This is a genomic window from Armatimonas rosea, from assembly GCF_014202505.1.
GTDB lineage: Bacteria > Armatimonadota > Armatimonadia > Armatimonadales > Armatimonadaceae > Armatimonas > Armatimonas rosea.
Map to the genome: position 1 here is coordinate 1 of NZ_JACHGW010000011.1, position 19,673 is coordinate 19,673.

15 protein-coding genes are annotated in these 19,673 nt (G+C 63.4%); 2 read left to right on the plus strand and 13 right to left on the minus strand.

Translation table 11 applies throughout. The annotated features are described in order from the left end of the window. Positions 1–779: transposase (locus tag HNQ39_RS28755; RefSeq protein ID WP_221290450.1), on the plus strand; the 779-nt coding region annotated here is incomplete at its 5' end. A gap of 187 nt (positions 780–966) precedes the next feature. Beyond that, complete coding sequence (locus HNQ39_RS28760; RefSeq protein WP_184204059.1) at positions 967–1,581, plus strand: ComF family protein; 615 nt, start codon at positions 967–969, stop codon at positions 1,579–1,581. An 85-nt stretch (positions 1,582–1,666) separates the two neighbouring features. On the opposite strand, the gene HNQ39_RS28765 is transcribed toward HNQ39_RS28760, so the two are convergent. Genes HNQ39_RS28765 through HNQ39_RS28825 form a run of 13 tightly spaced genes read right to left on the minus strand, consistent with a single transcriptional unit; the run spans position 1,667 to position 19,581 of the window. Then, positions 1,667–2,287, minus strand: a complete 621-nt coding sequence (locus HNQ39_RS28765) for a 4'-phosphopantetheinyl transferase family protein (protein WP_184204060.1) — start codon at positions 2,285–2,287, stop codon at positions 1,667–1,669. Then, a complete protein-coding gene (locus HNQ39_RS28770) occupies positions 2,284–11,076 on the minus strand; it encodes a non-ribosomal peptide synthetase/type I polyketide synthase (protein WP_184204061.1) in 8,793 nt (2,930 codons plus the stop codon). The genes HNQ39_RS28765 and HNQ39_RS28770 overlap by 4 nt, the downstream gene beginning before the upstream one ends. 12 nt (positions 11,077–11,088) lie before the next feature. Then, positions 11,089–12,855, minus strand: a complete 1,767-nt coding sequence (locus tag HNQ39_RS28775) for an amino acid adenylation domain-containing protein (RefSeq protein ID WP_184204062.1) — start codon at positions 12,853–12,855, stop codon at positions 11,089–11,091. Then, the gene (locus tag HNQ39_RS28780; protein ID WP_184204063.1) at positions 12,856–13,770 is read right to left on the minus strand and encodes a glycosyltransferase family 2 protein; all 915 of its coding nucleotides are present in this window, start codon (positions 13,768–13,770) and stop codon (positions 12,856–12,858) included. Between the two features lie 42 nt (positions 13,771–13,812). Further along, positions 13,813–14,553, minus strand: coding sequence for a hypothetical protein (locus tag HNQ39_RS28785; RefSeq protein ID WP_184204064.1), 741 nt, complete (start codon positions 14,551–14,553; stop codon positions 13,813–13,815). Then, positions 14,550–15,215: an exosortase-associated EpsI family protein gene (locus tag HNQ39_RS28790; RefSeq protein WP_184204065.1), complete on the minus strand. Its 666-nt coding sequence runs from the start codon at positions 15,213–15,215 to the stop codon at positions 14,550–14,552. The genes HNQ39_RS28785 and HNQ39_RS28790 overlap by 4 nt, the downstream gene beginning before the upstream one ends. A 2-nt stretch (positions 15,216–15,217) precedes the next feature. Then, entirely contained in the window at positions 15,218–16,360 is a 1,143-nt protein-coding gene (locus HNQ39_RS28795) for an archaeosortase/exosortase family protein (protein WP_184204066.1), read from the minus strand. Beyond that, complete coding sequence (locus tag HNQ39_RS28800) at positions 16,361–17,059, minus strand: hypothetical protein (RefSeq protein WP_184204067.1); 699 nt, start codon at positions 17,057–17,059, stop codon at positions 16,361–16,363. It abuts the gene before it with no gap. Continuing rightward, positions 17,056–17,697, minus strand: coding sequence for a hypothetical protein (locus tag HNQ39_RS28805; RefSeq protein ID WP_184204068.1), 642 nt, complete (start codon positions 17,695–17,697; stop codon positions 17,056–17,058). Before HNQ39_RS28805 ends, HNQ39_RS28800 begins: the two co-directional genes overlap by 4 nt. Further along, a complete protein-coding gene (locus HNQ39_RS28810) occupies positions 17,694–18,605 on the minus strand; it encodes an archaeosortase/exosortase family protein (protein ID WP_184204069.1) in 912 nt (303 codons plus the stop codon). Before HNQ39_RS28810 ends, HNQ39_RS28805 begins: the two co-directional genes overlap by 4 nt. 48 nt (positions 18,606–18,653) lie before the next feature. Further along, complete coding sequence (locus tag HNQ39_RS28815) at positions 18,654–18,848, minus strand: hypothetical protein (protein ID WP_184204070.1); 195 nt, start codon at positions 18,846–18,848, stop codon at positions 18,654–18,656. Beyond that, positions 18,845–19,273, minus strand: a complete 429-nt coding sequence (locus HNQ39_RS28820; RefSeq protein ID WP_184204071.1) for a hypothetical protein — start codon at positions 19,271–19,273, stop codon at positions 18,845–18,847. Before HNQ39_RS28820 ends, HNQ39_RS28815 begins: the two co-directional genes overlap by 4 nt. A 29-nt stretch (positions 19,274–19,302) precedes the next feature. After that, complete coding sequence (locus HNQ39_RS28825) at positions 19,303–19,581, minus strand: hypothetical protein (RefSeq protein WP_184204072.1); 279 nt, start codon at positions 19,579–19,581, stop codon at positions 19,303–19,305. Positions 19,582–19,673 lie beyond the last annotated feature (92 nt).

Below are 19,673 nucleotides of genomic sequence, written 5' to 3' on the forward strand. Positions count from 1 at the left end.
GATTTCGAGGCTGCTCTGGCTCTACTAGATCCCACTTGTCATCCAACTACACTCCCGGCAAGGATACCAGCTTTATGAAATCGTCCGTACAGTTGGGTAAAACGGGTAGTAGCAACACCGCGGAACGTATCGAGCTGATTCAGCGTTTCATCCGCCTTTTTGGAGCACAGAATATCTCCTGTCTTTTGGCGGATCGCGAGTTTCTCAGCCGTGGGTTTCTGACGTACTTGGAGAGCCAAAAGATTAACTACTGTTTTCGCGCCAAGTCCAACCTCTTGGTTGCCAATGGACGTGGCGAACTCTGTTGTTCCAGTTGGCTGTTCCGAAACGCTGCTCTTCAACGCCCTCGGAAGTTGGGTAAACGGCTTGTTCTTGGCACGCCTCGGTTTGTCTGTGGAACGCGCCTACCAGACGGGGATTACTTAATCGTGGTAAGTAACTTTGATTCAGGTCTTGAAATCTATGCCAAACGCTGGGGAATCGAGACCCTGTTCGGCAGCCTGAAGAGTCGTGGTTTTGATCTTGAGGCCACCCATGTGAGTGCTCCCGACCGTCTTGCCCGCTTGGTTGCTCTTGTGGCCCTAGCCTATACATGGGCTGCAGTATCTGGTATATGGCTATTTTCTCCGATCCAATTGAAGTTGAAGAAGCATGGTCGTCTGCCCATCTCTCGCTTTCGTCTGGGGCTTGATTGGCTACAGCCGTTGGCTCTTAAATTATGTAGAACTATCAACGAAAATCAGGGAATGTTAGCCCTACAATTTTTGTCCTGTACTTAGGGCTTTAGGTTAATCGCAAAAAAAGTTTGAACTACCTAGGTACTGTCTGTATGTAACCTGTTCATGGTGATTCTGAACTTAGGCTTTTGAGACAGATGCCGTCTCGGAAACACCGACCCTTTGTGAGGCTGTCTCTGGCTTTTGGAGCATTGGAGACCGCCTTCTCGATAGAGTAAAATAGAGCGGTATGGCTGTCTTTGCCGATGCGTTTTCCGAGCGTGAGAACCTGGAGAAAATTGTCACTCTGGGCGACTATCTGGCGATTAAGCAGAACCTGGAGACCCGAGGGATGCTGCGCTTTGTCAAAGAGGGCGGCGAGAGCGGCTACAGTGCGCGGGAGCTCAAGGATGCCAAGGCCGCGGCGCAGCTCACGCGCTGGGTGGATGCACTCAACAACGAGCGCAAGTGGCCGCTCAAACGCTTTGCCGAGCAGCTTAGCCCGATGCTGGCCGACGGGATCGCCGTTGCCGTGGCACCGTCGCACGACCCGTTTGTCACCGAGACCCCGATCCGTGCGCTCGCCCAAAAACTTGCGGCGCTGGGGGAGCGCGTGGACGCCACGAGCTGCCTGCGACGGCACACTAAGATTCGGCGGATCGGCTACGGCGGCCCGAGCTACGTCCATCTTCACCGGGAGACGATTGAGGTCGTGAGCGCGGAGCTCTTTTCCGGGAGGGCGGTGCTGCTTCTGGATGATATCGCGCGCTCCGGGGCGACTTTGCGTGCCTGTCGGCAGCTCCTGCTGGAGCACGGGGCGAGTGAGGTTCAGATGCTGGCGCTGGGGCGAGTCTGGCGGCCCTGAAAAAAATACTGAAGAAGGCTCGTACAATTACCAATAAATATAGTGCGACGCTCTAAGTCCCCTTAGAGCTGAGAGCGAGACGAGACTAAGACCCGCCAGACAGCTGTCTGGCGGCTTTTTTTGTCTTTTGAAGGGCGAGCGCCGCGGCAAAGCCGGGGGGCACGTCGAGGCGCACTAGGGTGAAGCGCTCTGCGAGCGCGGGCTCCAGCGCAGGCCAGACCGTGCGCTTGAGCAAGGGCGATGAAAACCCGCTGCCCTCGGCCTTGATGAGCGCCTCCTTGGCGGTCCAGGCGAGAAAGAAGTCCTCGACAGAGTGAATATGGGAGAGCTCCGCGGGGGTGAAGACACTCCGCCCAAGGCTCTGTGGCTCGATATCGTGGCGGATCTCCTCAATATCGACTCCGTCTGCGCCCAGTGCGATCAGGGCCAGGCCATTGCTATGCGAGACATTGAATGTCGCTCCTGTGCACTCAGGCTTTCCTTGTGGGCCGTAGGTAAACTCCAGCGCCTCGGGCGGGACCTGAAGCCTCTCGCCCAGCACCACGCGGAGCGCACTCCGGCAGACGTGGTATCGCCGCCTGTCCCGCTCGAACCGGAAGCGGGCGGCACGCGCCTGCTCATCGGGGGAGAGGTAGCCAAGAGGGGCCGTGGTATCGAGCTCCAGGAGCCAGACCACGACCCCCTCGGGGGCGCTTACTTGTGTCATGCCGCCTTAATGAGCCGGAGCTCGGGCGGCGCGAGGCGCTGGGTAAGCTCGTCGGCGAGGGTGCGCACAAACGGCTCCTGGATCAGCAGGTGGTGGTCGCCGGGGATATCACAGAGCTCCACTTGGGGGAGCGCCTCGCCCCAGAAGAGAAGCTCGTCCCAGGGGGCGCTGTGCTCCGTGGCTCGGAAGAGGGTCACGGGAGCGTCGTAGGGCTCCGGGTAGTGCGCGTGGATCGCGGCCTCCTGCGCCTGCCGCACCCGCCCGAGCGCCTCCCAGAACGCCTGGTCGGGCTCTTCGGTGGTTGCTGTGGGCTTGAGACGGTCCTGGACTTTTTGGAGCCGGCGCTTCAGGTACTCGCCTTGGCTCTTGGTGTCCAGCTTGCGGAACATGTTGAAGTGCGCCGCGAGCCGCTGGCCGGTTGTCTCCGGGTTGGTAAACTCCGGGTTCTGGCGGTGGTACTCGGGGGCGTAGCTATCGAACATCCCGACAAACTCTACCACATGGCCGTCGCTTCGGAGTGCACGAGCCACCTCCAGCGCGACAATCCCCCCCGACGAGAACCCCGCCACACGGTACGGCCCCGCGGGGAAATGGGCACGGATGAGGGCGGCGTAGTCGCGGGCCATCTCGGGGAGGGACTGGTGCGGCTCTGTCTCGCCGTCCATGCCCGCCGCCTCGATCGCAAAGACCGGCTGGTCCACGCCAAGGTGCTTGGCGAGGTCGTGGTAGAGGACGACAATTCCCTGGACGTGGTGGATCAGGAAGAGCGGCGTGCGCTTGCCATGGGGATTGATCGGGACAAGGGTGCCGCGCGGCAGCTCCCGGCTTGCCATCTCCCCGCCGCTGAGACGGCGACCCTCTTCCCCTGCCACTCGTCGGGTACCCTCTGGGTGGTTGGGAAGAGGGTCAGGATGGGGGGCGAGGCGGGTGGCGATTCCCGTGGGGGTTGGTGTGGCGAAGAGGGCGGAGAGGGGGAGGCGCTTGCCAAACTCGGCCTCGACCCGTGCGAAGAGCCGGATGGCTTTGAGGGAGTCGCCGCCTAGGGCGAAGAAGTCGTCGTCGGGGGAGACGGACTCCAAGCCGAGTGCCTCGGCGAAGAGTGCTTCTAGTTTGCCGCCTAGCCTCTCCCCGCCAGAACCCACCCCACCAGAACCCACCCCGCCTGCGCTCGTTCCTCGCTTCGGCGACCCTCCCTCTCCGAAGGTGGGTAGGGAGGCGAGCTTGGCCTTATCTACCTTGCCGTTTGCGGTGAGGGGAAGTGCGTCGATCGCGACGATCGTCGAGGGCACCAAGTAGGGCGGGAGGGTGAGCTGGAGGGCTTGCTTGAGCGCCGCGGGGTCTGTCTCGGCGACCACGTAGGCGACCAGGGTGCGGCTCCCGTGGGTGTCTGTCGGGGCGAGGGCGGCGGCCTCTCGGACTCCGGGAAGGCGGCAGAGGGCTGCTTCCAGCTCGCCGAGCTCGACACGATTTCCTCGAATCTTGACCTGTGCGTCGGCACGACCGAGAAACGCGATGGTGCCGTCGGCTTGCCAGCGGGCGAGATCACCCGTGCGGTAGAGGCGCTCCCCACCGACCGTAATAAACCTCTCTGCTGTACGCTCGGGGGCGTTGTGGTAGCCGAGTGCCAGACCAGCGCCGCCGGTGCAGAGCTCTCCGACAACGCCGAGCGGACAGGGCTGGTTGTGGGAGTCGAGAATCCGAACGGTCGTCCCGGTGACGGGCTTGCCGATGGGGATGCTCACGCCCTGCGTATCGGCCTCCGTGATGGCGTGGACACAGGTGAACGTCGTGTTCTCTGTCGGGCCGTAGCCATCGAAGAAGCGTGTGTTGGGGAGTTCGGCCAGTGCCTTTGCCACATGGGGCGTGGAGAGCACATCGCCGCCTGCGAGGAGCTGCTGTACCCCGGCAAAGTCTGAGAGCCCCGAGTCCACGAGGGCATGGAACAGGCCTGCCGTCAACCAGAGCGTGGTCACGCCGTTTTGACGCACCGTCTCCCCGAGCTCCGAGAGCGTCCGCGGCCCCTCGGGAGCGACAACAAGCCTGCCGCCGTTGAGGAGCGGCCCGAAGATCTCCAGTAGCGTGGCGTCGAAGGCGAAGGCGGAGTGGAACAGAAAGGTCTGGTTCTCAAACTCTAGCCAGTCGGCGTCTTTGACGAGGCGTGCAATGGCTGTCTGGGTAATCTGCACGCCCTTGGGGGTTCCCGTGGAGCCAGAGGTGTAGAGGAGGGTGGCTTGGGCCATCTCCCTGCCGCTGAGACGGCCTCCCTCGTCCCCTATCACTCGTTCCTCGTTGGGAAGAGGGACTGACACCTTCCCCATTTTTTGCCCCTCTTCCTGCGACGAAGGAGCGAACAAGGGAAGAGGGGTGGCGAGGGACGAGCCGGGGAGATGGCTAATCACCGCGACTGCGCCGCTGTCCTTTCGTAGCCACTCCCGGCGCTCTTCCGGGTAGGCGGGGTCGATGGGGACATAGTACGCGCCTGCCGTGAGAACCCCAAGGACACTGGTGATGGTCTGGAGCGAGCGAGGAAGCTCGATCGCGATCCCGTGCCCCGGCTGGACACCAAGCTCGCGAAGCTGGGCGGCGAGGGTGTCGGCGCTGGCTTTTAGCTCGGAATAGGTGAGGGACTGCGTGCCATCGGTCACTGCGAGCGCATCCGGTGTGGCGTCGGCTTGCTCGGCAAAGAGTGTTGCGAGCGGCGCGAAGCTCCGCTCTCGCTTTCCGCCATCGCCCCAGGCCGCAAGCTGTGCCGCGTCTTCTGGCGTGAGCAGGGGAAGTGTCGTGAGCTCGCGCTCCGGCTGCGCGACGATGCCTTCAAGGAGCGTCTCAAAGTGTGCCAGCCAGCGGGTGATGGTCTCCGCGGAGAAGAGATCGGTGTTGTAGCTCGCCTCCACCTCGATTGTCTTGCCATCGTCCACGAGGTTAAAGCCCAGCTCAAACTGGTAGGCGACCCGTGGGGCCTTACTCATGTGGCTGCTAAGACCGACGAAGCCCAGGTCGCCGCCGCCGGTGCGCTCCAAGTTGAAAGTGGTCGAGACCAGCGGGTTGCGGCTCGGGTCGCGGGGCAGGCTCAGGGCACTGACCAGGGTCCCAAAGGTGCAGTCGCGGTGGTCGAAGGCATCGAGAATCTGCCGCTTGCGTTGCGCGAGGAGCTGGGTGAATGTAGCCCCGCCCGCCCCCAGGATTGGGGGAGCCAGGGGGATGGGGAGTAAGTTGACAGCATGACCGACGAGGGGCGCGTCGGTCTCTACGGTTGTTTGGCCCGCCGACGGCACGCCGATCACAAGCTCGCTCTGGCCCGTGAGGCGGCGCAGGAGGGTCTCGTAGGCGGTGAAGAGGGTCGCAAAGAGGGTTGCCCCTTGCTTGCCCGAGAGCTTGCGGAGCGGGGCGGTTAGGCTCTCGGGGAGGGTACGGTGGATGCGGTCGCCGCGGTAGGTAAAGACAGCTGGGCGGGCATGGTCGGTCGGCAGGGCGAGGGGCGCGAGCTCTACCGTCGCAAGCTGCGCCTTCCACCACGCGAGATCGGAGTCGCTGCTGGGCTTCTGAGCGAACTCCACGAAGCTGTAGGGGGCAGGCAGGGGCTTACCCGCCACGCCCTTGGCGAGCTCATCCAGCACCACCGCCCACGACCAGCCGTCGCAGACAATGTGGTGCGCCGTCAGAAGCAGAACATGGCGATTCCCCCCCAACCCCCGTCCAACGGGGGGGATACAAGGTAGTTCCTCATTGTCCCCCTGCCCGGCGGGGGTTAGGGGGGACGTTATGCGCACGAGCCGGGCGCGCAGAAGCGGCCCGTGCGCCAGGTCAAAAGGGCGGGAGGCCTCGTCTTTCTGGAGCTGTTCTAGCCCTGTCTCGTTGGTCTCGGTGATCGGTATCTCCAGCGTCAGAGAGGGCGCGATGGTCTGGGTCGTGCCATCGTCGCTGAAGGTGGCGCGCAGGGCACCGTGGCGCTCGACAATGCGCTGGAGGCTGCTGGCGAGCTTGTCGGTGTCGAGGTCGCCGTCGAGGTGCACCCCGATAGACTCGTTGTAGGAGAGCGAGGCGGTCTCGCTTTCGTGCGCCGCCAGCCAGACCTCACGCTGCTGCGGTGTCGTGGGAAGCGTCACGGGAGCGGGAGGCGTCAGGAAGCCTCCCTCCGCCATCGCCGCGCAGGACTGCTCGAAGGCATCCAGAATGAAGTCCAGGTCGGCATCGGTGTGCTCGGTCGAGAGGAACGATGGTCGGTTCTCCCAGATGTGCACATTGCGGAGCCGCAGGTGGAAGTGGAGTAGCCCGCCGACAGTCGCGCCGTGGGTATTGAGGTAGAACATCGAGCGGAAGCGCTCCAGCGGGAAGGGGACCCCCCACTTCTTGAGGATCGCGTCCAGCTTTGCCCCGAACTGCTCGCCCCGCGCGGAGATACGCTCGGCGATATTCGGGTCGGCGTTGAGGCGATCCAGCACGGCGTTGGCGGCGGCCATGGCGATAGGATTGCGGACAAAGGTTCCCGCAAAGAACGTCATCCCCACCGAGGGGAACGAGTCGTCGCCGTACTCCCACTGCCCGCCATCGAAGGCATCGAGGAACTTGGCCTTGCCCGTGAGTGCCCCAATCGGGATACCCGCCCCGAGGATCTTACCAAAGGTCTGCATGTCCGGCTCGATCTCGTAGACCCCCGCCGCGCCGCGTCGGCCCAGGCGGAAGCCATTGACGATCTCATCGAAGACAAAGGCGATCTCATGCTCACTGGCCAGCGCTCGGAGGGTCTTCACGAACTCATAGGGCCGCAGGTCGGGGTGGCGGCTCTGCACCGGCTCGACCAGGATCGCCGCGATCTCACCGGCGCGCTGGCGAATGGTCTGGAGGGCTTCGTCGGAGCCGTACTCAAGAATAATGGTCTCCGAGACCGCGCGATTGGGAATCCCCGGGGCGATCGGAAACGACTTGCCACGCCCGTTGCCGCGCACCAGGACCTCATCGTGGACTCCGTGGTAGGCTCCCGAGAACATCACCACTTTATCCCGGCCGGTGACCGTCCGAGCGGCACGGACCGCGGCCATCACGGCCTCGGAGCCGGTGTTGCAGAAGATCGCCCGCTCGGCCCCGACATAGGCGCAGAGCTTCTCGGCGACTGGCCCCGCCAGCGGCGACTGCGGCCCTACCTCGATCCCCAGGTCCAGCTGCTTCTTGACCGCCTCGATCAGAAAGTCGGGGCCGTGTCCAAAGAAGTTCAGCCCAAAGCCCATGGTCATGTCGACATACTTATTGCCGTCGACATCGACAATCTGGCTTCCCTTGGAGCTCTCGGCGACGATCGGGTAGACCAGGTCTTTCCAGAACGGCTTGAACCCCGCCACGGCACGTGGGTCGGAGAGCTTTTGGCGGTGCTGGATCGTGTACTCGCGGGACTTTCGGGTCTTGGCCAGATACTGCGCCGTCAGCTCCGCTAGGTGCGCCTTCTGCTGGGGCGTGAACTCATCGGTCGTGGTCTTCTGGATTGGTCGGAACGGTCCATGGTTGCCGCCACTGGGGGCCTCCCCCCCATCCCCCGCCCGGCGGGGGGGCTCTGCGGTTGGATTCTGGGGGACGTTGGGCGCAGATGCAATATTTAGCGTTGGCTTGACAGGCTCCGGGGCTACGACAGGGACGGTTTGGGCCGTCATCACGCCACCTGCGAGCAAGGCGAGCTGCTGCTGCATGATCGCGAGTTGCTGGGCGACGAGGGACTGAACGGAGCCAACCTCTCCCCCCCAGCCCCCCTCACCTAAAGGCAAGGGGGGAGTAAGAGGCGGGGTTTCTACTCCCCTTGCCTTTAGGTGAGGGACTGGGGGAGAGGTGAGCTCCGGCTCCGGTGCCAGCAAGCCATCCACGTAGCCGGCGAGAGCGGCGGGGGTCGAGAGCTCCTCCATGAGCTGGCGGAAGGCAAGGCTGACCCCGAACTGTTTGGAGAGTGCCTGCGCCGCTTGGGTCAAGAACAGCGAGTCAAAGCCCAGCTCGGAGAAGCTGGCATCGGCGGTGAGGTCGCTGGCGTTCATGCCCGAGAGATCGGAGAGGGTCTCCTGAATCTCGGCGAGCAGGCGGGGTTTTCGGTCGGTGACGGTTTGTGTGGACATAGGCGTGGTGATCTCAGAGGTCGGTTCGATTTTGGGCTGCGCGAAGTAGCGCTGGCGCTCAAAGGGATAGGTCGGTAGGGAGACGCGGCGAGCGGCGGTGGGCTCGGGCAGGGGGACACCGGCCGCCCAGAGCTGGGCCAGCGGGTCGTCGTCGGTGGTGAGGGTGCGTGGTTTCTCGGGGCGTTGCTTGGCCAGGGTCGTGAGGATGCGCCCGGGGCCGCACTCCACTAAGACCGAGCTTGGGTTTGCCAGCAAGACCGAGAGGGCATCGTCGAAGCGCACGGCGTGGCGTAGCTGCTCAGCCCAGTAGCGCGGCGACAGGGCATCGTCGGCGGTGAGCCAGGTGCCGGTGCGGGTCGAGACAATCGGCTGCGTCGGCGCATGGCGCGGCACCGACTCCACAAAACGCTCGAACTCGGCTAAGATCGGCTCGGTCATGGCGGAGTGGAAGGCGTGCGATGTCTTGAGGCGCTTGCCCGCGATCCCGGTCGCTTCCAGGGCCGCGACCTGCTCGAATGTCCCCGAGGCCACACAGAGCTGGGGGCCATTGACCGCCGCGAGTGAGAGCCCGAACTTGGCGAAGAGTGGGGCAGCCTCCGCCTCGGGCAGGCGCACGGCCAGCATGGCTCCACCGGGAAGGCTCTGCATCAGCCGTGCCCGCTCGGCGAGAACGGCAAGGGCATCTGGGAGCGAGAAAACCCCCGCTAGGTGCGCCGCGACATACTCCCCAAGGCTGTGGCCCAGCATCGCGCTGGGGGTGATGCCGTGCGCTTCGTAGTACTTCGCCGCAGCATAGGCGATCACAAAGAGCGCGGGCTGCGTGATCGCGGTCTGGCTCAGCGCGGCTTCGTCGTCGCCGAAGATAATGTCGCGGATATCGAGGCCCAGAGGTGCTTTCAGAAGCGCCGCGCAATCGTCTACGGCAGCCCGATAGACAGCACTCGTCTCATAGAGCCCCTTACCCATCCCGCAGCTCTGCGAGCCCTGGCCAGGGAAGAGAAAGACCACGGACGGAGTTTCGAGGGCCTTTCCCCATGCGCCGCGCTTCTTGTCGGTGAGGGCGGCGATCGCCTCGGCGTGGTCGGTGACACTCACCGCGCGGCGGTGGGCAAACTCCCGCCGCCCGACCCGGAGCGTGTAGGCCACGTCGGCGAGCGAGAGCTCAGGGTGCTTCTCCAAGTGCCGTGCCAAGTTCGCCGCCGCGTTCTCAACGGCAGCTTCGGAGCGTGCGGAGAGAGGGAGGAGCCATCTCTCCGACTCGCTAGGGCTCGCCACCTCTCTTCCCCTCATGGCTCGTGCCTCGCCGGGAAGAGAGGCTGCATCCTCCCGCTTCGCTTGCCCCTCTTCCCGCGACGAAGGAGCACTAGGGGAAGAGGGGAGGCGCTCTAAGGCGCGGGGAGATGGCTCCGGAGAGCTGAATTTCGGTGCTTCGCTCACCACCACGTGTGCATTCGTCCCGCCAAAGCCAAACGAGCTGACTCCGGCGATTCTCGTCTCGGCTTGCCAGGGGCGCAGCTTTGTATTGACAAAAAACGGGCTGCCGGCCCACTCGATCTTGGGGTTGGGTTTATGGAAGTTGATCGCGGGCGGGAGCTGCTGGTGCTTGAGGGCGAGGATGGTCTTGATCAGGCCGGCCACCCCCGATGCCACATCGAGGTGCCCGATATTGGGCTTGAGCGTGCCCAGTGCGCAGAACTGGGTGGCGTCGGTGGTCTCGCGGAAGGCGCGGGTGAGACCGGCGATCTCGATAGGGTCGCCGAGCTGCGTGCCGGTTCCATGGGTCTCGATATAGCTAATCTCATCGGCGCTGACCCCCGCGAGCGCTTGCGCCATCGCGATCACCTCGGCCTGACCGGAGATACTGGGGGCAGTGAAGCCCGCTTTATCCGAGCCGTCGTTGTTGATCGCGGCACCACGGATCACGGCGTGGATCGTGTCGTTGTCTTTGAGGGCATCTTCCAGGCGCTTGAGGACAACCACGCCCACGCCGGAGCCAAAGACCGTGCCGTTGGCGCTCTCATCGAAGGCGTGGACCGTGCCGTCGGGGGAGAGGATGCTCCCGGGGACATAGGTGTAGCCGGTCTCCTGGGGGGAGTAGATCGCCACCCCCCCGGCGAGCGCCATATCGCACTGGAACGACTGGAGGGCATTGACCGCGTTGACCACGGCGACCAGCGATGTCGAGCAGGCGGTGTTTTGGGCGACCGCGGGGCCACGGAGGTTGAGCTTGTAGGCGGTGCGCAGGGCGACATAGTCCTTCTCATTGCCCAGCATCACGGTGATCGCCCCCGCTGTGCGCTCCAGCTCGGGGTTCTGGCGGACGAGGTGCCAGTAGGTGTTGTTGCTCATCCCCGCCCAGACCCCGATGCTGCCGGGAAAGCTCTCGGGGACGTAGCCGGCGTCTTCGAGGGCGCTCCAGCACGCCTCTAGGAAGACCCGCTGCTGGGGATCGGTCGCCTCGGCCTCACGGGGCGGGAAGCCAAAGAAGCCCGCATCGAACTCCTCCGCGCCGGCGAGTGTCCCACGCACGGGGACATAGTCGCCCCCCCCGCCCGCAAGATTGGGGGAGCCAGTCTTTGGGAAGCGCTCAAGCGAGCAGACCCCCTGGCTAACATTCTGCCAGAAGGTCTCCAGATCGGGGGCACCGGGGAAGCGCCCCGTGAGCCCCACAACGGCAATGCCCTGTGTGTCGTCCATAGTTCTCCGCCTTTAGTGTCGGCGAAGTCGAGCGATTGCTTCACGTTGGCGTGCCGCTCGGTCACGAATCTGGCTGTTTTGCGAGGTGCCCCCCCCGCCCCCATGGATGGGGGAGCTGTTTTGGATGCGCTGGGCGAGTGCCTTGGCGCTGGGGTACTCAAAGAGCTCGACGAGGCTCAGCTCAACCTGGAAAAGCTCTTTGATCCCATCGCGCACCATCGGCAAGAGCAGCGAGTGTCCGCCGATATCAAAGAAGACATCGTCGCCGGTGAGCGTCTCCGATGTCCCGATGACCCGCTGCCAGAGCGCGAGAATCTTCTCCAAGGGAGTCTCCCCAGCCGGACGAGAAGCGGGGGGCAGGCTTGTCTGGGGCGCGGGCAGGGCACGGCGGTCCAGCTTGCCATTGACCGTCATGGGGAAGCTCTCCAAGTGCACAAAGACCGTTGGAACCATGTAGACCGGGAGCCGCTCGCGCAGGAAGCTGGCGAGGGCGCTGGGCTCGGGGGCGTGGCCGAGGGTGTAGCCCACCAGCCGCTCGTCGTGCAGGGCGACCGCGCTCCCCCGCACGCCGGGGAACTGCACCAAGGCGGCCTCGATCTCCCCCAGCTCGATCCGGTGCCCCCGGAGCTTGACCTGGAGATCGGCCCGCCCTATATAATCCAGCTCACCGTCGGGGAGGACAGTGACGAGGTCGCCGGACTTGTAGACCCGCTCGCCGTGGTGGGTGACAAAGCGCTCTGCCGTGAGCTCGGGGCGCTTGAGATAGCCGCGGGTCACTCCCACGCCGCCCACCCAGAGCTCCCCCTCGACCACGTGCATGCTCCAGCCGGGGAAGGCACCTCCAATCGGGCTGGCGGTGGAGCTTGTGTCGGCGGCGCGGATACGCCGGTAGCTCACGAAGACCGTGGTCTCGGTGATGCCGTAGAGGTTCCAGAGCGCTGGGGACTGGTCGCCGTAGCGGGCGAACCAGGGCTTGAGGCTGGCGACTTCTAGCTTCTCCGCCGCGAGAATAATCGTGCGCAGGGATTCGAGCTTCGGGGCACGCTCATCTGCCACCAGGAGCTGGGAGAACGCCGTGGGCGACTGGTTGAGCACCGTCACCCCCTCGCGGCGGAGCAGGGCGTGAAAGGCATCGGCAGCCCTGCGCTCGGCATCCGTCGGGATCACCAGCCGGCCGCCGTGCAGCAGTGCTCCCCAGATCTCCCAGACCGAGAAGTCGAAGGCGTAGGAGTGAAAGAGTGTCCAGACATCGCGCTCCGTGGCGGCAAAGTGGGGATTGTCGAAGAGCGGCAGGACATTGCGGTGCTCGACCAAGCAACCCTTAGGCTGACCCGTGGAGCCCGACGTATAGATTACGTAGGCAAGGTTCTCCGCTTGGGCACGCGGCTCGGGGTTCTCCGCCTGCTCATCGGTAATTGCGATAACGGTCGCCGTGGTCTCGGGGAGAGCGATGCCGGGCTGGGTCACCAAGACCGGCGCTTCACAGTCCGCGAGCTGGAAGGCGAGGCGCTCGGTAGGGTAGGCGGGATCGAGTGGGACATAGGCCCCTCCCGCCTTGAGGATGCCCAGGATCCCGATAACCATCTCAAAGCCACGGTTGACCAGGAGCGCGACCAGGGTCTCGGGGCCGACTCCCTCGGCGATCAGCCGGTGCGCGAGGGCGTTGGCGCGGGCATTGAGCCCGGCGTAGGTGAGGGAGCGCCCTTCAAAGGTGAGGGCCGTGGCATCGGGCGTGCGGGCGGCTTGGGCGGCGAAGCGGTCGTGGAGGGTTGTGTGCATCTATTTCACCAAGGAGTAGCGGAGCTTATTAGCCACCCGGCGCGGGAGCTGGCGTGCCTGGTAGAGCGCCGGGTTGCGAAACGGCAGGAGGGCCGCGCGGAGGGCGCGCGTGACCGCCGGGTCGTTGAGGGAATTATCGTCGAGATAGCGCTGAATCCAGAGGAGAATTCTCTCCTTGGCCGGGCTGGGCTTACCAAGCGCCCACTCCCCCGATGCCATTGCCTGGTGGCAGCAGTTATCCGGGTGCTGGCGGTAGAGGCTCCAGGTGTTGCTGGCGGCGTAGACGGGGAACTGCGTAAAGAGGCGCGTGTAGAGGACATTGTCCTCGTAGAGGCCCTTAAAGCTCTCGTCCCAGCCCCCGACCGCGCGGAGGATGTCGGTCCGGGCGATAAACTCCGACGTACACGGCTGAAAGCTCTCGTCGCGGAGCCAGTGGAGCAGCATCTCGGGCGGGGAGAGCTGGCGATCGGCTCTTAGGTTGCCCAGGTTAAGCCAGTCGGCTTGGGGGCTGGTGCTGTCCCAGGAGTGCCAGATCTTGCTCCGGCCAAACAACGCGACCGACTCGGGGTTGGCCCGGAGGATTCCCACCTGCTCCGCGAGCTTGTTGGGAAGCCAGAGATCGTCGGCATCGAGGAGTGCCACCAGCTCGCCCTGGGCCTGCGCCAGCCCGAGGTTACGCGTGGCGCTCATGCCACGGTTGACCCCACCCGGATGCTGACAGTAGCGAATCTTCTCAGGGTGACGTGCGGCATAGACCTGCGCCAGCTCCGACGAGCCATCCTGCGAGCCATCGTCGACAAGCAGGAGCTCCCAGTGCGTGTAGGTCTGGCTCAGCACGGAGTCCAGCGCCATGGAGAAGAAGCGCCCCGGATTGTAGAAGATCACCACAACCGAGACCAAGGGATCTGTGTTCATGTCTTCGGCATTGTGCAAGTTGTATGCCGAAAGTGCTAAAGCCTAGCGCAGCTCGTACAGACCCCGTGCGGGCAAGACGGGCAGGGGCTTGATATCACAGCTCACCAGCTCTTTCATAAAGGCATGGTCGGGCTGTCCCGGGGCACTGACGATATAGCGAATCTTCACCGGACCGATACCGGGGGCAAACCAGCGGGTTGTCCAGAAGCGGGCCGGCCCTTCCTTGAGCTGTGCCTCGAGGTTGGTATCGACCCGATAGGTGGTATAGGTGCCTGCAGGAACCACGACCTGCTCAACCGAGCGGAGACGCGACTTCGAGGTGCTTGGCACGAGGCTCCCGCGCATCGCGACACCGCCTTGCCAGGAGACGACGGCATCGAAGGCGAGCGGGGCTTGGATCAGGGGCATCGGCGGCTTGAGAGTTACCTTGTCCTGTCCCCCCGCGGAGAGCTGCTTGATCTGCTCCTCGGTGATCTCGTAGAGCTCCTCGCGGTCCGGCTGCCCGACCCGCTTGCTCGAGAGGACGATCGCCTTGGTTCCGTCGATCTGACGTGTCCCTGTGACCATGATCGTCTCTTGTCCCGTCTCGCCCTCTGCCAAGCGATAGACCCACTTGCTGCCAATCGTGGTGGGAAAGAGGGTCTTCTCTAGGGGAGGTGGAGGCGCATTGAGCTCCCGAGGCGTGTGGATGAACTTATCGTCGCTGCCACTAGCAACGCGGACATTCTTACAGCCTACGGGGAGAAGGAGTAAGCCCAGAGTGAGGGCAGTGAGAGCTCTCATGCGCCCTCCTTTCCTTCTTTGAGGAGGGCATGGTAGTAGGCCTTGGAGATGGTATGCACACCACGCTGAGCATTGAGACCGTCCGGGTCTTCGTCCTCGGAGTAGGCCGTGTAGATACGCAAGAGCACCGACTGCCGCCCCAGCACGACCGCGCCAAAGCCGGTTCGGAGGCGTGCGGGGAAGTCGCGGTAGTTACCCATCATCGGCTCGCAGGTCGTGGCACCGTCGCGGCTCTGTTGCCAGTAGTACATGATAATTCGTAGCTTCGGGTTATCGCGCCGTCGGAAGATCATCGCGCGGACCGGCGCGGTTCCTAGTCCATCGATAAGAAACTCTTTGAGTGCTGTAAACTCCCAGGAGCCACTGCCTCCCACACAGACAGTCGGGTCGTGGAAGTTCTCAAAGGGGCCGGCTGTCACCAGAGTAGCAAGGACGCTGTCGCCGGTGCCGTTGCTATAGACCCGCTGTAGGGCACGGGGAAAACCCAGGAGGGCCAGCGTGTCGCGGGCGACCGGCTGCTGCGTCCCTTCCCACGTTCCCACATTGTCTGGCACGGGAGGGAACCAGCCTCCTGCCCACTCCAGGCGTTTCTGAGAGAAGAGACTCAGGGCCGATGCTACCGCGATAATCGCCGTCATCTTTGCAAAAGAGCGTGGTACCATCTCTACTTTTTCCTCTGCTGTCGCTTACGGTCGCTATTTTTAAGGGCTTTGTCCAGGGCTTTATTCGTGCTTCCTAGGACTTTAAAGAGCCGCCCAATACCCACAAGCCCCTTGTCCAAGAGCCACGTGAGAGGGCTAAAGAGTACCGTGACTCCCTTACCAACGCCTTGGCCGGTCCGGGCAGCACTCCCAAGGGCACGGTCCATGGGGCGCTGTATCGCACTGCTCAGGCGCTCCAGGAGCGTGAAGAACTGGCTCAGCCATGCGGGGCGCCGAATCTTTGTGGCGATCTTAAGGATCACAAAGGTGAGTGCGATCGAGAGGGCGCTAAAGACCCACGGAGTGGTCTCGGCAATCCGGGTTGCCACCGCGAGATTGGAGGGGGCCAGCAGGCACAGGAGGAGCATCCGTAGAAAGTGCACCAGGAACGCCACTGCCATCCCCACGGTCACCTGGAGGAAGATGCGGCGGGCGGGAAGGGTGCGTGCGAGCCCGTAGGCCCAGAAAAAGAGCAGAGCGGCAAACACCCCCTGGGCACCAAAGAGCTCAAAGCTCATGGGAACGCTGACTCCCTTGACAAGGAGCCGGTCGCCCGCGAGGAGGGGAGAGAAGCCAATCCGGTTGAGCACCGACGTGATGAGGCTCAGGTAGATCTTGAGGGACTGCTGGTTGACCACCCCGACTGCGGTCTCGGGGAGCCAGGGAACCACCAGGAGCAGGTAGGCGATCGGGCCAGGGATCGCCTTGAGCATCCGGCGTCCGTAGGTTCGGACAAACACGCCCAGGAGCATGAGGACAAGCCCCAAGATCCCGACCAGTGCGAGCCGAGAGAAGTGCGCGAAAAAGTACAGGAGGCAGCCCACGACAAGAAGGCCGACATTGCCCTCCGATGTCCGTTTGTGCGAGTAGCGCTCGTTGCGCTTCAGGTTCGCCCAGAGTGTGGCCAGCCGCGCACGGCTTCCCCAGAGGGCGAAGGGAAAGCCAAGCAGCACGAGGGGCTGTGGCGCGGTGACCTGGTACTCCAGGAACCAGTAGTCCTTCATCCACTGGAACGGGATGATCCAGGCCGTGGCATAGACCAGCAGAAGGATTACCCAGTGGCGCTCTTGCAGAAGAAAGGGACCAAGCCTTGTGAGACGCTGCATCTACTTTCCCTGCACCATGTACTGCTCCAGCACCTCCGCAGCGGGCTTCCCACCGTCGGCATACTGGCGGCTGACCAGGCCAATATCTTTGGAGAGCCACCGAACACTAGGGAAATGCAGGGCTTTCTCTCCGGGTCGCTCTAGGGTAATCACGGAGTCGAGGCGGTAGGCCTGGAAGCGCCCCTTGCGTGTCGTCAGGGTCTCAGGCGAGGAGATTCGACTAAACCCGGTCGCCGGATATCTCTTGTTTTGGAAGACCACATTGCCCCGCCAGGTCAGCTCCGAGCCCTCATCCAGACGCGGCTTAAGAATAGGCAGGGGGGGATCCAAGACAAGAAGCTCGGGCTTTTTCTCCCCATAGGCGAGCAAGTAGAGCCCCTTTTCGTCGTTGCGGTAGACCTCCTGCCGCCAGAGAGCGCCGTCCCGTAGGTACTGGACATACATGCCTGTCGCTGCTCCCACCTGCTTGGCACCCGCGACAAGGATCTTGTGTCGGTGGTGGTTCCCATCGCTCACCGCATCCATCTCCCAGTAGTTACCAGGGGCCAAGGGGAAGACCTGCGTGCTGGTCACGGTAGATGTCGGAGGGGTGTAGTCCTTCAAGAAGTCGCTGTCCTCACCGCCGGTCGAGATCTTGGGAGCACACCCGAGTAAGGGAGCGATACAGAGGGCTGCTAGGCACCGAGAAAGGAGTCTCACTTGCCCCCCTTTGTGTTTTGCTCGTAGAGGCTACGGGCGATCAGGTCAAGGTTTCGTCGCGCCTGTACCCCGTTCTTGTCGTTTGCTGCGATTCTGCAGTAGAGGCGGACCAGGCACACGGGCTCCGTCCGCACCACACTGGACCACCCCAGGTTGAGCCGGTCGAGGACTCCTTGGCGAAGGCCACGCTCGCCAAAGAGGCTGGTCTGTCCGCTCGGGGTCTGGAGCCAGGCGTAGCAGAGGACCCAAAACTTTTGATTGGGGACTTTTAGCACCCAGGCCCGGATAGGCTTATCGGGGCCGAACAGAGGGATGCTCCGCTGTGCGGAGATCTGGAGCAGGGAGAACATGTCCGGCTCACGGTAGGCCTCAAAGGAGCGTGGGGCGATCAGCTGGCAGGTGACATGCTCGTCCAAGGGGCTCTGGTAATCGACACCATGGGCCTTGGGTAGGGCGAGGCTGAGTAAGAACTCTTGAGGCAGGGGCGTGTCTATCGCCTCCCAATTCCCCGCGGTCAGGGGCGGTGTGAGGAGCCAGTCCGCGTTTCGTCCCTGGCGGATCACGAGAAACACAGCGGCTGCGGCAAAGACAGCAAGGCAGACCCCAAGCTGCTTGATGCGTTGCGGATCGATGGTCATGCGTCTACCTCAGGCTGAACCTTGTTGCGTGGCGAGAGAAGTCGCCGTGTAAAGAACCAGGTTAGCCCCCAGATCAGGAGAATGGCAGGGAGCGCGGGAATCTTAACACAGATCTCGGCGACAGAGCGATTGCCATTTGCGATTAGTCCTAGGGTCAAGAGGCGCAGGAGGCTCACGACACAGGAGACAAATCCGGCAATAATCAGAGCAACCAGCCCGCGCCCAAAGGAGCTTCGACGCCAGATGACATAGGCGAGTGTGCCCACGACCGCAAAGAAAAACGTTCCCAAGCCACTGAGCGAGGGGGTCACTTGCAGCGTATAGCCCGACCCCTGCATGGTCACGTCGGTGAAGAGGACGCGGTTCTTGGTCGCCAGGAGCTCTAGCGCTCCCCCGAGCATCGCGGCCCCGGTCATCTGGAAACGGAGGGTCAGGTTTTGTAGGAGCCCCGACGGGAAGGGCACCATCAAGAAGAGAAAGAGCAGCGGAGAGAGAACGACGCGCAATAGAAAGGGACCGGCGAGTGCGTAGCACCCACCGCAGACCATCAAGCAGAGGCAGAACATGCTGACCGCCGGGATGCTTGCAACCAGGCCAAAGAGGAGCCCGAGCCCCCCAAGGAGCACCAAGACTAAGTTGCCACTGCGCCGGGGATCTCTCGGGTCGGGGAAGAGCTCGACGAGCTCGGCAGCGGTCTCCCGCCACTCGGAGCGTCGGGACCAGCAGAGGAACGCAACCACGAGGGGAATCCATGCCTGGAAAATGACCTGGGAGTTTGGGGCTAGCCAGACGGGAACCGTAAGTCGAAAGGGAGCCCAGAGCAAGACGATTCCTGGTAGTAACACCCAGAGCCAGGTGAGAGGGAACGGTTGGACCTTCCCTGGTGTTGCAATCCCGTTTTTAGTCACAATAGTAGATATGTTACCATAGCGCACCGGGTTCGCTCCCCACTAAGCTTAGTGCTTGTTGGCAATTCGGGCGGCGAGCGCAAAGAGCCCCGCTAGCCCTGCGAGGCAAAAACCGATCGCCCCTCCGAAGTACTCCGGAGCACCCAGGTAGCGTGAGATTGCGGCTCCTAGCGCCCCCATGACAACGGCGAGCAAGATGCCACCCATAAATGTCTTCCACCAGTACGGTCGCTGAGATTTCATTGTTTTGTCGCTTTCGACGGCGCGTGGGTGCTGGGCTGGCTCGCCCTCGCCTGGTTCAGGAGCCGAGCACCGTGCCCCCCGGGATCAAAGAGCTGCCCTTGAATACTGCGAAGAGGCTCCAAGACGGCTAGGGCGTCGTCGAAGCGCTGCGCATTGACATAGGCCTCGCCCAAGGCGATCCTCCAGCTCCAGTTGCGTCCCGCATCCCGAAGTAGAGGAACCCCGCACAGGAGTGCTCCCAGGGTAAAGAAGAGGTTGCCCAGCCACGGGCGTGCGAACCAGAGTGGCTTGAGGAGCGTGAGGAGAATGCCGCAGGCAACCAGGCGGACCAGAAGCAGGGTCACGGCGCGAAGCTGGCGCTTGAGAAGGGTACGGAGCGCGGCCTCTCGGTCAGGAAGCGGCGCGGTGGTTGGGCGGGGCGGCACAGCTCATTGTACCGCTCCCGAGGTCATTTCTATGCAGCACGCCCACCCGAAACGAGGGTCAAAGGCGTGTGGAAGCGCTGCGACTGTACCGGCGGCGGCTCCGGGTGCTCGGGATGCTCGATCACCACCCACTCCGCCACCACGGCATCGTCCTCCACCAGGGCAAGACGCCGCGGACGACGCGGTAGCTCGAGCGCGCGCTCGGCCGCCCACTGCTCGATCTCACGGCGCGCTTCGGTGCGATTGCGCTGGTCGCTGGAGACAAGGACACAGTTTGTGGTAGAGCGAGTCGGGAAGATACTGATCATGTTCCCAGTATCGGCAGACACACCTATCGGGCTCAGGGCTCGCCAAAAGACCCGTAGTCTTGCGAGGGCAGTAACGAATTGGTGGCGTGCGG